The organism is Longimicrobium sp. (assembly GCF_036554565.1).
Taxonomy (GTDB): domain Bacteria; phylum Gemmatimonadota; class Gemmatimonadetes; order Longimicrobiales; family Longimicrobiaceae; genus Longimicrobium.
The window spans coordinates 1-12,246 of record NZ_DATBNB010000778.1; the positions used below are offsets into that span (position 1 = coordinate 1).

A 12,246-nucleotide genomic window follows, 5' to 3' on the forward strand; every position below is an offset into this window, starting at 1 on the left:
AGTGTAGAGAACCGCACGCGGGCCGCGGGCCCGCCATACCGAGCAGCAGATGCCGCAGATCGTTACGCTGATCCCCGGCGACGGGATCGGGCCGGACATTACCGAAGCCGTGGTGCGCGTCATCGAGGCGACCGGCGCCGACATCCAGTGGGACCGCCGCGATGCCGGCGTGAGCGCCATCGAAAAGCACACCACGCCCATTCCCCAGGAAACGCTGGACTCCATCCGCACGAACCGGGTGGCGCTCAAGGGGCCGCTGACCACGCCCGTGGGTGTGGGCTTCCGCTCCATCAACGTGGCGCTGCGCAAGGAGTTCGACCTGTACTCCAACGTCCGCCCCGCGTACACCATCGTGCGCGGCGGGCGGTACGAGGGGGTGGACATCGTCCTGATCCGCGAAAACACCGAGGGGCTGTACAGCGGCGTCGAGCACTACGTGGGCATCGGCGGCGACCCCCGCGCGGCCGCGGAGAGCGTGATGCTGGTCACCCGCTTCGGCGTGGAGCGCATCCTTCGGTATGCCTTCGAGTACGCGCTGAAGAACGGGCGCAAGAAGGTGACGCTGGCCCACAAGGCCAACATCCTCAAGTACACGCAGGGCCTCTTCCTGGACGTGGGCCGCGAGATGGCCAAGGAGTACGAGGGCCGCGTGCAGTTCGAGGACCGCATCATCGACGCGGCGGCCATGATGCTGGTGATGGACCCCGACAAGTTCGACGTGATCGTTTGCGAGAACATGTTCGGCGACATCCTGTCGGACCTCATCGCGGGCCTCGTCGGCGGGCTGGGGATGGCGCCGGGCGCCAACATCGGCAAGGACGCGGCGATCTTCGAGGCGGTGCACGGCTCGGCGCCCGACATCGCGGGAAAGGGCATCGCCAATCCGCTGGCCCTGCTGCTGGCCGCGGCGATGATGCTGGACCACCTGGACATGCGCGACGAGGCCGCCCGCATCCGCAAGGCGCTGGTGGCGACGGTGGTGGAGGGCGACAGCCTTACGCCCGACCTGGGCGGCACCGGCACCACCGACTCGCTGGCCGACGCCATCATCAAGCGCCTCTGATGGAAACCGCGACCCTCCCGCCCGGACTGGATGAGGAGTTTCCGCCCTTCATCTGCACCCAGTGCGGGCTGCCGAAGGAGGGCGAGAAGGCCGACGACGCGGGCCGGTGCGAAACGTGCCGCCAGGGCCTGATCCGGCAGTCGGGGAAGTGGGCGCTGGTGCCGGCCGCGGTGATGGCGGCGCTGTACCTGTGGATGATCATCTTCTTCGGGCTGATCGAATCGCCCGCGATGATCTTTTTCCTGGCGCTGGGCGCGGCGTTGGCGTTCGTGGCGTACAAGGTGGGGCGGCGAGTGGCGTTCGACCTGCTGGTCGTCCGCGGCCGCGGAATGCGGAAACGCTGATGCGAGATCTGCTGCTTTCTCCCTGGGTGAACGTGGTGGGCGCCGTGGCGGGCGGTTTGTTCCTGGGCTACGGGCTGGGCACGCTGCCGGGCGGGATCACCGCGTGGGGCGCACTGTGGACGGTGCTGGGCTTCGTGCTGCTCTGGTGGACGCTGATGGACCGCCGCAAGGCGCGCTCCGGCACCCCCGAGAGCGAGGCCGACGGCTCGCGCACGATCGAGTAAGGTCACGACGGCAACGACGGTCACTGCACCGCATATGAAGCCCCGCGCGGTCCGCGGGGCTTCTGCGTTTCACCCGACTTTCGCACTTTCGCACTCACGCACTCACGCACTCTCATGATCCAGACCGCATCCGACTCCCTGGACCCGTGGGGCGCGCTGGCCCGGCTGCGCGAGGCCGGCCCGCTGGTGCACTGCATCACCAACTACGTGGCGATGGACGTTACCGCCAACGCGCTCCTGGCCATTGGCGCCTCGCCCGCGATGGTGCACGCGCGCGAGGAAGCGGCGGACTTCGCCGGCATCTCGCGGGCGCTGGTGATCAACATCGGCACGCTGTCGCCGCCTTGGGTAGAGGCGATGGAGATGGCGGTGGATCGTGCCGTGGCGCTCGGCACGCCGTGGGTGCTGGATCCCGTCGGTGCCGGGGCAACGCCGTACCGCACCGGCGTCGCGGGCGACCTCGCCCGCCGCAAGCCGGCGGTGATCCGGGGCAACGCGTCGGAAATCCTTACGCTGGCGGGTGAGGTGGGCGGGGCCAAGGGCGTCGACAGCACGCGCACCCCGGAAGAGGCGCGCGAGGCGGCTGCGGAGCTGGCGCGCTCCCTGGGCTGCGTGATCGCCGTCACCGGGCAAGTGGACCACGTGACGGACGGCACGCGCACGCTGGCCATCCACCACGGCCACGAGATGATGACCCGCGTCACCGCGCTGGGGTGCGCGCTGGCCGGCGTGACGGGCGCCTTTCTGGCCGTGGAGCCGGACCCGCTGCACGCTGCGGCGTACGCGCTCGCCTTCTTCGGGCTGGCGGGTGAGATGGCGGCGTCCGGCTCCATCGGCCCGGGCACCCTGCGCGTCCGGCTGATGGACGCGCTCTACATCCTCGACACGCAGACCGACAAGGAGATCCGGATCGAGCCCGTGCGGTGAGGCTTTGAGGCGGCTGGTCTGTGCGGTCGGTGGCCGATTCTGGAGGGGGCTTGCGGACGTCGCTCGGGCCGTATGTATTTGACCTGCAACGACGTTGTGCGCTCCCCATGCTGGAGCACGGAACGGATCGTCCCGCTCGCCCGCACCGAGGAGAACCATATGGCAACCGAGCCTGCATACCAGGTCGACAGAAACGAGAATGAGATCATCGTCCGGCTCCGCCGGAACGCCGTGAACGAGGAGCGGGCCTCGCGAATCATCTCGTATCTGGAACTGGCATCGATCCGCGACCGTAGTCGGCTAACCGCCGAAGGGGCAGCCGAACTCGCAGACGAGATCGACCAGGCCGTTTGGAAGAAAAACCGCGATCGACTCTCCGGCCATGGACGTTGACGAGGCGCCGGTCGTCACGGACACGAATGTGATCTTCTCGGCCTTGCTGCGTCGCGAGGGGCGATTCCTGGAGATCCTCTTCGAATCGGAGCACAGCTTTCATATCTGTGAGAGCGTTCTTAGCGAGTTGTTTCGGTTGAAGGAGAAGATCGCGCGGGCGAGTGAACTCGACGAAGACTCGCTCGCCCGCCTGTATCATGAGATCATCTCCCTCCTGAGCATCCACAAGGAAGCACGAATCGCGGCGGTACATTGGGATCGAGCACGAACGTTGTGCGACGGAGTCGATCCCGCGGACGCTCCTCACGTCGCACTAACGCTCGATCTGGACGGGGTGCTCTGGACCGGCGACAAGCGGCTCCGTACCGGGTTGCGGCTGAAGGGGTTCGACCGCTTCTTCATGCCGTGAGCAGAGTCTGCGCGTTCGATCTCTCGATGCGCGCTCGAGTTGGAACGCGCGTTGCGAGCGATTTCGTCCGCTACGAAAGCGGCCTTCCATGCAGGAGAGAGATCGTATGCGCTACGACGAGGGCTACGGACACGGGGACGGTCGGCATGACGGCTGGGAGTTCCAAATCCCTGGAGGCGGCCGGGGCTACGACCGGGGATATCGCCAGGCCGGCAGCCCGTGGAACGGCGAGCGGCCCTGGGTGGGCGGCTACCGCGAAGGCTACCAGGGCGGAAGCGGCGGCTACGCGATCGGCGGCGGGCCGCGGTACCTGGACGACAACGGTGGACGGCCAGACCAGGAGCACGGGTTCAGGCGCCCGCGCGGGCAGCAGGGCGGGGGTGGGCGCGACGGGACCTACTTTTTCCGCGGTCGAGCCGGATACGGCGGTGACTTCAACGCCGGTGGCGACCACGCGGCGTATGATGGTCCGCGCAGCGGCACGGGCTTCGGCGGACGGGGCGGGTACGGGCGCGACTTCGGTGCGCGGGGCGGCGCCTACGGGCGGGACTTCGGCGCGCGGGGCGGCTACGGGGGCGACTTCAACGTGACCAACCGCGGCCGGAATGAGGATCACGGCGCCCGGCGCGAGTTCCAGAACGAGGGCCGGCTCGAAGGTTATCGTCCGGACCACGGCCCGGTGGGCGGCTCGTACCTGGCGCGGCCCGGTCCGCGCTACGGTGAGGACGATCGGTGGACCCGCGAGACCACCCGCTGGTTCTGATCGGAGCGACACGAAGAAGGCGCCGGGTTCGGCGCCTTCTTCGCGTTCCGGGGCGGCGGGCGTGGGAACGAATCGTGCTCTGTCCACCGCCCGCGCGCCCCTCCGGGCCTGCGTTCCAAGCTTTCGCGCGCCCGCCGTTCCTGGACGGCGGCGGCTTTCCGGCCGTGTTCTGGCCAGCCCGGAGCGTCAAATCGACGGCAGCCATTCACGTGAGCGAAACCATTCGCACCGACACCTCCGGAGCCATCGCCGTGGGCGACCCTCTCGCCGTTCGGGCCAACAAGCTCGAACTCCTGGAGCGCCTCGCCGACGCGCTGGCCCATGAAATCAAGAACCCGCTGCACTCCATGGTCATCAACCTGGAAGTGCTGAAGCGGAAGCTTGGCCGCATCTCCGGCGGCGACGAGGTGCTGCGCTACACCAACGTGCTGGGCGAAGAGCTGGACCGGGTGAGCCGCCGCGTGGAGCTTCTGCTGCGCCTTTCCCGCCCCGACCGCGGCAGCGAAGAAACCACCCTCACCGAGCTGGTGGAAGAGGTGATGGAGCTGGTGCAGCTGGAGGCGCGGCACAGGGAGGCGCGGGTGGAGTACAATACGGAAGGAGCCATGGCCCGCGTGCGCGTGGGAAGGCAGCCCGCCCGGCAGATCATCCTGAACCTGGTGCTCGACGCGCTCGAGGCGCTGCCCAGCGGCGAAACCCTTCACGTCACCGTGCGTGGCGAAGACGGGCGTTCGACGCTGACCATCCGGTCGTCCACGGCGCCGGGCGCCACGCAGGGCGAACGCACGGGAGTGGCGTCGCTGCTGGCCGAAAGCGTCGGCGGGCAGGTCTGGGCGCAGGACGGCACGCGCACGTTCGTCCTGCCGTCGGGCCGGGCCTGAAACACGGGCTACCTCGTTCCATCCCAAGCGGTTGACCACACACGCCACCGGTCGGTATCTTGAAACGTTCCATACAAGTTGCGGTTCCATCCCGACGACCCACGGGTATGCCTGAAAAGATCCTGGTTGCCGACGACGAGCGCCACATCGCCGAGGGGCTGCAGATGCTCCTTGCCGACGAGGGCTACGAAGTCGACACCGCCACGGACGGCAACGCGGCCTGGAAGCTGGTTCAGGAAAACGCCTACGGCGTAGTGCTGGCGGACCTGCGCATGCCGCAGGTGGACGGGCTGGAGCTGTTCGGGCGCATGCGCAAGGCCGGCATCCCGTCGGAGATGATCATCATCACCGGCGAGGGCTCCGTCGACACGGCCAAGGAGGCCATGCGCGAGGGTGCCTACGACTATCTGGAAAAGCCGCTGAAGATCGACCGCCTCAAGGAGCTGATCCCCAAGGCGCTCGAGAAGTTCCAGGTGAAGCAGGCCAACAAGCAGCTCGAGGAGCGCCTGGCCAACCTCACTCGTTTCGTGGACCTGATCGGCCAGTCCGAGGAGATGAGGTCCATCTACTCGACCATCGAGGCGGCGGCGCCCACCACGGCCAGCATGCTCATCGTGGGCGAGAGCGGCACCGGCAAGGAGCTGGTGGCGCGCGCCATCCATGAAAAGAGCAACCGGGCCAAGGGGCCGTTCATCGCCATCAACTGCGCCGCGTTCCCCCGGGAAATCCTGGAGAACGAGCTGTTCGGCCACGAGAAGGGCGCGTTCACGGGGGCCATCAACGAAAAGCAGGGCTGCTTCGAACTCGCGGACGGCGGCACGCTGTTCCTGGACGAGGTGGCCGAGATGGAGCCCGACATCCAGGTGAAGTTCCTGCGCGCGCTTGAGCAGCGGTCGTTCCGGCGCCTGGGCGGCAAGAAGGAGATCCACGTTGACATCCGCGTGGTTTCCGCCACCAACAAGCAGATCGGCAAGGCCATCGACGACGGCAAGCTGCGCGAGGACCTGTACCACCGCCTGGCCGTCATCCCGCTGTTCCTGCCGCCGCTGCGCGAGCGCCGCGGCGACGTGCGGCTGCTGGCGGAAAGCTTCCTGCGGCGCTTCTCGGAGGAGAACGGCAAGAAGCAGCTGAAGAGCTTCTCGCCCGAAGCGCTGGAGTTCATCAACGCGTACCGCTGGCCGGGCAACGTCCGCGAGCTGAAGAACGCGGTGGAGCGCGCGGTGATCTTTGCCCGCACGGAAGAGATCACCCTGGGCGACCTGCGGGCGCACGAGCTGATCGGGTCCGAGGACCGCGAGGTGCGCGTTCCCGTCGGCACTTCCATTCAGCAGGCGGAGCGCACGCTGGTGCTCAAGACCTTCTCCTTCGTCGAGGGCGACCACAACCGGGCCGCCTCGATGCTGGGGATCGAGGAAGACGAGCTTCGGAACCGGCTGAACCAACTGGTCGCCGGCGAGACCGTCCCGGCCTGACCGGCGCGTCGCTGCACGCACGCGAAAGGCCGCGCACCGACCCAGTCGGTGCGCGGTTTTTCTGTGGCGTACGTGGCGGGAGATATGGCTTGGACCGCGCGGGATCGGAGCGTAACTTGCTGCTCATGAGTGAAATCCGACGAGATGGGTCAGTCTACCGAACTGGACCCAAACGTCACGCTACACTGAAGGGGAGAGCACATGACTGCCGCAAACGTGATCACCATCAATCCTAAAGTCCTGAGCGGAACGCCTGTGTTCACAGGCACTCGCGTACCGGTGGAGAGCTTGATCGATCACCTTAAGGCGGGCGACACACTAGAGGATTTCCTTGAAGGCTTCCCCGGTGTTCAACGTGAGCAGGCCGAAGCCTTCCTTGAGCTGGCGCTCGACGCAGCGTTGAGCCATGCGCGTGCTGCTTGATGAGCAGATCGACCGCCGCTTGAAGGAGCGGTTCGGTGCGGAATTCGAGGTCAGGGCGGTTCTGGATGTCGGCTGGGGCAGCCTCGAAAACGGGGCGCTTTTACGTGCCGCGGAACGCGAATACGACGCGTTCGTCACGATGGACCGTGGCATCCCACACCAGCAGAACATACCAAGCCTCAAGATCGGCATCGTCGTAGTCCGGGCGAAGAGCAATCGCCTGGAAGACGTGTCGCCACTCGTGCCTCAGATCGAAGCCGCACTTCGGGCGTCGAAGCCCGGCACAGTCGTGTACGCGAGTGAAGGTGGGACAGCGTGAGCGTTCGCCCGAGTCTTGCTAGAGCATCCTCACTCGATCAGCAGGTGCGCGGGCCACGTTGAATGAGGGTGAATCGATGGCGATGATGGACGAGCTGGTGCAGCAGATCGCGACACGGACGGGACTGCCGCAGGACAAGGCAATGCAGGCGGCGCAGACCGCCATCGAGTTCCTGGACAGCCGGCTTCCGGCGCCCGTTGGCGGCAACCTCAAGCGTCTGACGGAGGGCGGCGGTGCCGGTGGCGGCGGTCTCCCCGACATGGGCGACGTGGCCGGCAAGCTGGGCGGCATGTTCGGCCGATGATCCAAGCGCGGCCGGCCCCATTCCCGGGGCCGGCCGTTTCCCGCATCGATCCACCTCTCGCCTGGCGCACGACTCAATGAATTCCGACGTCCTGAACGCAGCCCGCACGGCCTTTCCCGCATCCACCGGAACCCTCACCCTGGGCGCCGTGGTGCACGAGGGCGCCTGCGCGCCGGAGCCGCTGGTGTCGCTGCCCCTGTCGATGATGAACCGCCACGGGCTGATCGCCGGCGCCACGGGCACGGGCAAGACCAAGTCGCTGCAGCTGATCGCCGAGCAGCTGGCCAGCGCCGGCGTGCCCGTCTTCCTTTCCGACGTGAAGGGCGACCTCAGCGGCATCGGCGTGCCGGGCGAGGCGGGCGACCGCGTGAAGCAGCGCGCCACCGACACGGGCTACGCCTGGCAGCCCGCGGGGATGCCCGTGGAGTACCTGAGCCTTTCGGGAAAGCTGGGCGCGCAGCTGCGGGCCACCGTCTCCTCCTTCGGCCCGCTGCTGCTGGCCAAGGTGCTGGGGCTGAACGAAACGCAGTCCAGCGTGCTGACCCTGGTCTTCAAGTACTGCGACGACAAGGGGCTGCTGCTGCTGGACCTTTCGGACCTGCGCGCCGCGCTCCGCTACCTGTCGGAAGAGGGCGCCGACGAGCTGAAGGAGTACGGCGGGATGTCGAAGCAGACCGTGGGCGTGCTGCTTCGAGAGCTGGTGGAGCTGGAGGCGCAGGACGCCGAGCGCTTCTTCGGCGAGCCGGAATTCGACCTGGACGACCTGCTGAAGACGGCGCCGGATGGGCGCGGGATCGTGAGCGTGCTGGAGCTGCAGGACGTGCAGGAAACGCCCGCGCTGTTCAGCACCTTCATGCTGTGGATGCTCGCCACGCTGTATCACACGCTGCCGGAGATGGGCGACGTCGAAAAGCCCAGGCTGGTGTTCTTCTTCGACGAGGCCCACCTGCTGTTCGACGGCGCCAGCAAGGCGCTGGTGGACCAGGTGGAGCAGGTGGTGCGGCTGATCCGGTCCAAGGGCGTGGGCGTGTTCTTCATCACCCAGAACCCGCGCGACGTGCCGGCCGAAATCCTGGGCCAGCTGGGGCACCGCGTGCAGCACGCCCTGCGCGCCTTTACCCCGGACGATGAAAAGGCGCTGAAGTCCGCCGCGCGCACGTTCCCGAAGACGACGTTCTACGACGTGGAGGAAACGCTGACCACGCTGGGCATCGGCGAGGCGCTGGTGACCACGCTGTCCCCGTCGGGCGTGCCCAGCCAGCCGTTCGCCGTGCGCATGGTGCCGCCGTCGTCGCGGATGGGCCCGCTGACCGCGGACGAGCTGCAGGTGCGCATCGGCGCCTCGGAGCAGGTGCGGAAGTACGCGCAGGAGATCGACCGCGAAAGCGCGCGCGAGATGCTGGAAGAACGTGCGGGGCAGGCGCAGGAGGCGGAAGACGAGGCGGCGGCTGCTCCGCGGAGCTCCGGCCGGGCGCCAGACTACGAGCGCGCGCCGCGCACCGCCACGCGAAAGACGTCGCGCACGGCCAACGACGAGCCCGCGCCGCGTCGGGGCCGCAAGGAACGCGGGACGGTGGAGCAGATCCTTCGATCGCCCGTCGCCAAGTCTGCCGTGAACACCCTGGTCCGCGGACTGGTGGGTGCCCTGCTGGGTGGACGGCGCAGGCGGTGAGCGGCGTTCAGATCCGCCCCCGGGCGGGGGAGCATCCGTTTCGCCACAAATTGCGAAAGTGAGCGCAAACCCGCGCTAACATTGGACAAAGCCGCGCGTTTTTTGAACCGGGCGGCTGCCGTTTTCGGGGCTCTTTCGGTGGCATGGCGATTGCCTTTGAACACCTCTGAGGGGGAGAGGCAGGGAGCCAGCGTCTCGGTGGGACGCCGCACCGGAGGTACCAGAGGATGGCGGCACAACGCATACTCGTCATCGAGGACGAGGCAGCCGCGCGCGAGGCGCTGAAGAGCCTGCTCGACGAGGAGGGCTACACCGTCTGCACGGCGGAAAGCGGCAGGCGCGGCCTGGAGCGGCTCGAGGATTTTCGCCCCGATACGGTGGTGTGCGACTTCTACCTCCCCGACATCGACGGGCTGCAGGTGGTGCGCGCCATCCGCTCGGCAGGCGACAGCGGGGTGCGCGTGATCATCATCACGGCCGGGTGCGGCGGCGAAGAGGCCGAGAGCACACTGCGCCGCGAGGCCGACTTCTTCTTCCAGAAGCCGCTGGACCTGCGCCGCTTCCGCGATGTCCTGCAGGCCGAGGGCGACGACGCCGCGCGCGGCGCGCTTGCCCTTCACTGACATCAATCCGAAGCAACATGCGTGAGGACGTGGGGCAGCCGCGGATCGTGATCGAGGAGCGCGGCGGGGGCGCCGGCTCCTTTCTGCTGGGTGTGCTGGTGGGCGCCGGCCTGGCGCTGCTGCTGGCGCCCCGCAGTGGGCGCGAGACGCAGCGCGAGATCCGGGGTTTCGTCACCGGGCGCGTGGACGCGGTCCGTGGAGCGGTGGATACCCGGGTGGAGCAGGCGCGGACGGCGGTGGACGAGGGGCGGTCGGCGGCCGCCCAGGCGCGGGCCGAGCTGCAGCGGCGGGTGCAGGAGGCCAAGGCCTCGTACCGCGGCGGCCAGCGCCCCGAACCCCCGCGCGCCCCGGCGCTGCAGCTGGCGGTTTCCTCACCTCCCGTCCAGGAGGTGGTGATCACCGAGGTGACCACCGAACCCGACGTGGGAGACCTGGCGGGCGGCGAAGTTCGTTGACGGCGCGGCGCGGCCGGACCTAGCTTGGCTGCATGGCCGAACCCACCGCTCCCCCCAGTAGAGCCGCGATACTGCGAAGGGCCGCCCGTGCGGCCCTTTCGCGCGTTCTCGGCGGGTGGGCGGAGTTCGGGCGGCGGGTGTACATCAAGGCCGGCGAGGACGACATCTTCTTCCTGGCCGGCGGCATCGCCTTTAACGTCCTGGTGGCGGCCGTACCGTTTCTGCTGATGCTCATCGCCATCTTCGGCTACGTGCTGAAGGCGGCGGTGAACGATCCCCAGCAGGCCGCGGTGGAGTACGTTCTTTCCATCCTGCCGCCGTCGCAGCGCATCGTTTCGATCACCCGCTCCCTCGTGGGCGAGGTGGTGGCGGGGCGCACGCGGTTCGGCATCCTGGGCCTGGTGCTGTTCATCTGGTCGTCCACGCGGCTGGTGGCCAGCCTTCGCTCCGTCCTCAAGCACATCTTCGACCTGCCCGAAGAGCGGCCGATCATCGCCGGGATGTTCTTCGATCTGCAGATGGTGCTGGTGGCGGGAACGCTGTTCGTGTTCAACACGGGCATCACCGTCGCCGTCGAGGCGGCGCAGGCGTACGGCGTGCGGTGGCTGGGCCTTTCGTCGTATCCCGAGGTGCAGTCGGTGCAGCGGGCGCTGGCGCGGATCCTGGCGTTCTGCTTCATCCTGCTGATGTTCGTGCTGATGTACCGCTATCTTCCCAAGCGGAAGACGCCTTGGCGCATCGCCCTGGTGGCGGCGGTGTTCACGTCGGTGTCGTGGGAGCTGCTGAAGGGGATCTTCGCGTGGTACGTCACCTACGTCAGCGACTGGCGCACGACGTACGGAACGCTGGCCTCTCTGATCCTGCTCGTGTTTTGGATATATTACTCGGCCATCGTGTTCGTGCTGGGCGGCGAGGTGGCCCAGGTGTACGATCTGATGCGCATCCGGCGCAAGCAGAGGGAGCTGTTGGAATGACTGCGAAGTGCGTGAGTGCGTTGGTGCGTGAGTGCGGGAGTGGCTTCGGCGTGGCGCTGGGGCTGGTGCTCGCCCTCGTCTTCGGCGTTGCGGACGCCGGGGCGCAGACCCTGCCCGGGAGTCCGCTTGCCCTGGCGCACGGGGTGGAGCGCGAGGGGGCGGCCCGGTATCGCGATCCGCCGGTCGGCGCCGAGGGGCGGTACATCGTGGTATCCCTCGCCGAGCACCGGCTGTACCTGATGGAAGAGGAGCGGGTGATCTGGTCGGCGCTGGTGGGCACCGGCACGGGCACGCGGCTGGAGGGCGCGGGGCAGAAGTGGGAGTTCAGCACCCCGCGCGGCATGTTCCGCGTGCAGCGCAAGGAAAAGGACCCACGCTGGTACGTTCCCGACTGGGCCTACCTGGAGCGCGGCGTTCCCATCCCCGATCCCGGCTCCGAGGAGCGCTGGGAAGAGGGGATGCTGGGGACCACGGCGCTGTTCCTGGGCGAGGGCATTGCGCTGCACGGCACCAACAAGCCCGAGCTGCTGGGCCAGGACGTTTCGCACGGCTGCATCCGCATGACCAACGAAGCGGCGCGCCAGCTGTACCACGAGGTAGAAGTCGGCACGCCCGTCTTCATCTACTGATTCGTGGGCGTGTGACGGAATCCGCCGCCGCTCGGTCATTCGAGTCCGCAGCGGGCCCGTCGCTGCCACACCAAAGCAGCGGTCACGCGGGGTTGGTCGAAACGTCTCGGAATCCGGCGCTGTCATCCTGAAGGAGCGGCCACGCGGAACCGTTCGCCGCACCGTGGACGGCAGCGACTGAAGGATCCGCCACACACCACGCTTGGCGCACCGGTGTGGAGGCTGCACGGAATTCCAGCGGTGGCGCATCATCCGCGGAAACGCGACTGTGTGCCAGGGAATGGATCGGTGCGCTACGACGACTGTGTGGCGGATCCTTCGGTCGCTGCGAAGTCGTATGCACAGGGAGGTTCGGCGTGGCCGCTCTCTCA

At 67.8% G+C, this 12,246-nt stretch carries 17 protein-coding genes; all 17 read left to right on the plus strand.

What is annotated here, in order from left to right:
- Positions 1-49 precede the first annotated feature (49 nt).
- Positions 50-1,063 (plus strand): isocitrate/isopropylmalate dehydrogenase family protein, encoded by a 1,014-nt coding sequence (locus tag VIB55_RS21915; protein WP_331878807.1) that lies wholly within the window; start codon positions 50-52, stop codon positions 1,061-1,063.
- Positions 1,063-1,407 carry a hypothetical protein gene (locus tag VIB55_RS21920; RefSeq protein WP_331878808.1) on the plus strand — a complete coding sequence of 115 codons (345 nt, stop codon included), beginning with the start codon at positions 1,063-1,065 and terminating at the stop codon, positions 1,405-1,407. Before VIB55_RS21915 ends, VIB55_RS21920 begins: the two co-directional genes overlap by 1 nt.
- The gene (locus VIB55_RS21925; RefSeq protein WP_331878809.1) at positions 1,407-1,631 is read left to right on the plus strand and encodes a hypothetical protein; all 225 of its coding nucleotides are present in this window, start codon (positions 1,407-1,409) and stop codon (positions 1,629-1,631) included. The genes VIB55_RS21920 and VIB55_RS21925 overlap by 1 nt, the downstream gene beginning before the upstream one ends.
- Positions 1,632-1,745: 114 nt before the next feature.
- The gene (gene thiM, locus VIB55_RS21930) at positions 1,746-2,558 is read left to right on the plus strand and encodes a hydroxyethylthiazole kinase (protein WP_331878810.1); all 813 of its coding nucleotides are present in this window, start codon (positions 1,746-1,748) and stop codon (positions 2,556-2,558) included.
- 159 nt (positions 2,559-2,717) lie between these two features.
- A complete protein-coding gene (locus VIB55_RS21935) occupies positions 2,718-2,951 on the plus strand; it encodes a hypothetical protein (RefSeq protein WP_331878811.1) in 234 nt (77 codons plus the stop codon).
- Positions 2,941-3,360: a PIN domain-containing protein gene (locus VIB55_RS21940; RefSeq protein ID WP_331878812.1), complete on the plus strand. Its 420-nt coding sequence runs from the start codon at positions 2,941-2,943 to the stop codon at positions 3,358-3,360. The genes VIB55_RS21935 and VIB55_RS21940 overlap by 11 nt, the downstream gene beginning before the upstream one ends.
- 106 nt (positions 3,361-3,466) lie before the next feature.
- A complete protein-coding gene (locus VIB55_RS21945; RefSeq protein WP_331878813.1) occupies positions 3,467-4,123 on the plus strand; it encodes a hypothetical protein in 657 nt (218 codons plus the stop codon).
- 209 nt (positions 4,124-4,332) lie between these two features.
- Positions 4,333-5,004 (plus strand): histidine kinase dimerization/phospho-acceptor domain-containing protein, encoded by a 672-nt coding sequence (locus tag VIB55_RS21950; RefSeq protein WP_331878814.1) that lies wholly within the window; start codon positions 4,333-4,335, stop codon positions 5,002-5,004.
- Between the two features lie 107 nt (positions 5,005-5,111).
- Positions 5,112-6,476 (plus strand): sigma-54 dependent transcriptional regulator, encoded by a 1,365-nt coding sequence (locus tag VIB55_RS21955; RefSeq protein ID WP_331878815.1) that lies wholly within the window; start codon positions 5,112-5,114, stop codon positions 6,474-6,476.
- Positions 6,477-6,677: 201 nt separating this feature from the next.
- Positions 6,678-6,899, plus strand: a complete 222-nt coding sequence (locus tag VIB55_RS21960) for a DUF433 domain-containing protein (RefSeq protein ID WP_331878816.1) — start codon at positions 6,678-6,680, stop codon at positions 6,897-6,899.
- Positions 6,883-7,218 carry a hypothetical protein gene (locus VIB55_RS21965; protein WP_331878817.1) on the plus strand — a complete coding sequence of 112 codons (336 nt, stop codon included), beginning with the start codon at positions 6,883-6,885 and terminating at the stop codon, positions 7,216-7,218. Before VIB55_RS21960 ends, VIB55_RS21965 begins: the two co-directional genes overlap by 17 nt.
- Before the next feature lie 76 nt (positions 7,219-7,294).
- Entirely contained in the window at positions 7,295-7,522 is a 228-nt protein-coding gene (locus VIB55_RS21970; RefSeq protein ID WP_331878818.1) for a hypothetical protein, read from the plus strand.
- 76 nt (positions 7,523-7,598) lie between these two features.
- Positions 7,599-9,194 (plus strand): helicase HerA-like domain-containing protein, encoded by a 1,596-nt coding sequence (locus VIB55_RS21975; RefSeq protein ID WP_331878819.1) that lies wholly within the window; start codon positions 7,599-7,601, stop codon positions 9,192-9,194.
- Positions 9,195-9,421: 227 nt separating this feature from the next.
- Complete coding sequence (locus VIB55_RS21980; protein WP_331878820.1) at positions 9,422-9,817, plus strand: response regulator; 396 nt, start codon at positions 9,422-9,424, stop codon at positions 9,815-9,817.
- Between the two features lie 17 nt (positions 9,818-9,834).
- A complete protein-coding gene (locus VIB55_RS21985; RefSeq protein WP_331878821.1) occupies positions 9,835-10,272 on the plus strand; it encodes a YtxH domain-containing protein in 438 nt (145 codons plus the stop codon).
- A 137-nt stretch (positions 10,273-10,409) separates the two neighbouring features.
- A complete protein-coding gene (locus VIB55_RS21990) occupies positions 10,410-11,246 on the plus strand; it encodes a YihY/virulence factor BrkB family protein (RefSeq protein WP_331878822.1) in 837 nt (278 codons plus the stop codon).
- The gene (locus VIB55_RS21995) at positions 11,243-11,875 is read left to right on the plus strand and encodes a L,D-transpeptidase (protein WP_331878823.1); all 633 of its coding nucleotides are present in this window, start codon (positions 11,243-11,245) and stop codon (positions 11,873-11,875) included. The genes VIB55_RS21990 and VIB55_RS21995 overlap by 4 nt, the downstream gene beginning before the upstream one ends.
- Positions 11,876-12,246: the final 371 nt, after the last annotated feature.

Bases quoted from the DNA above. Each gene is read 5' to 3' on its own strand.
- VIB55_RS21915 (WP_331878807.1), top strand. From the start codon at position 50: ATGCCGCAGATCGTTACGCTGATCCCCGGCGACGGGATCGGGCCGGAC.
- VIB55_RS21920 (WP_331878808.1), top strand. From the start codon at position 1,063: ATGGAAACCGCGACCCTCCCGCCCGGACTGGATGAGGAGTTTCCGCCC.
- VIB55_RS21925 (WP_331878809.1), top strand. From the start codon at position 1,407: ATGCGAGATCTGCTGCTTTCTCCCTGGGTGAACGTGGTGGGCGCCGTG.
- thiM (WP_331878810.1), top strand. From the start codon at position 1,746: ATGATCCAGACCGCATCCGACTCCCTGGACCCGTGGGGCGCGCTGGCC.
- VIB55_RS21935 (WP_331878811.1), top strand. From the start codon at position 2,718: ATGGCAACCGAGCCTGCATACCAGGTCGACAGAAACGAGAATGAGATC.
- VIB55_RS21940 (WP_331878812.1), top strand. From the start codon at position 2,941: ATGGACGTTGACGAGGCGCCGGTCGTCACGGACACGAATGTGATCTTC.
- VIB55_RS21945 (WP_331878813.1), top strand. From the start codon at position 3,467: ATGCGCTACGACGAGGGCTACGGACACGGGGACGGTCGGCATGACGGC.
- VIB55_RS21955 (WP_331878815.1), top strand. From the start codon at position 5,112: ATGCCTGAAAAGATCCTGGTTGCCGACGACGAGCGCCACATCGCCGAG.
- VIB55_RS21960 (WP_331878816.1), top strand. From the start codon at position 6,678: ATGACTGCCGCAAACGTGATCACCATCAATCCTAAAGTCCTGAGCGGA.
- VIB55_RS21965 (WP_331878817.1), top strand. From the start codon at position 6,883: ATGCGCGTGCTGCTTGATGAGCAGATCGACCGCCGCTTGAAGGAGCGG.
- VIB55_RS21970 (WP_331878818.1), top strand. From the start codon at position 7,295: ATGGCGATGATGGACGAGCTGGTGCAGCAGATCGCGACACGGACGGGA.
- VIB55_RS21975 (WP_331878819.1), top strand. From the start codon at position 7,599: ATGAATTCCGACGTCCTGAACGCAGCCCGCACGGCCTTTCCCGCATCC.
- VIB55_RS21980 (WP_331878820.1), top strand. From the start codon at position 9,422: ATGGCGGCACAACGCATACTCGTCATCGAGGACGAGGCAGCCGCGCGC.
- VIB55_RS21985 (WP_331878821.1), top strand. From the start codon at position 9,835: ATGCGTGAGGACGTGGGGCAGCCGCGGATCGTGATCGAGGAGCGCGGC.
- VIB55_RS21995 (WP_331878823.1), top strand. From the start codon at position 11,243: ATGACTGCGAAGTGCGTGAGTGCGTTGGTGCGTGAGTGCGGGAGTGGC.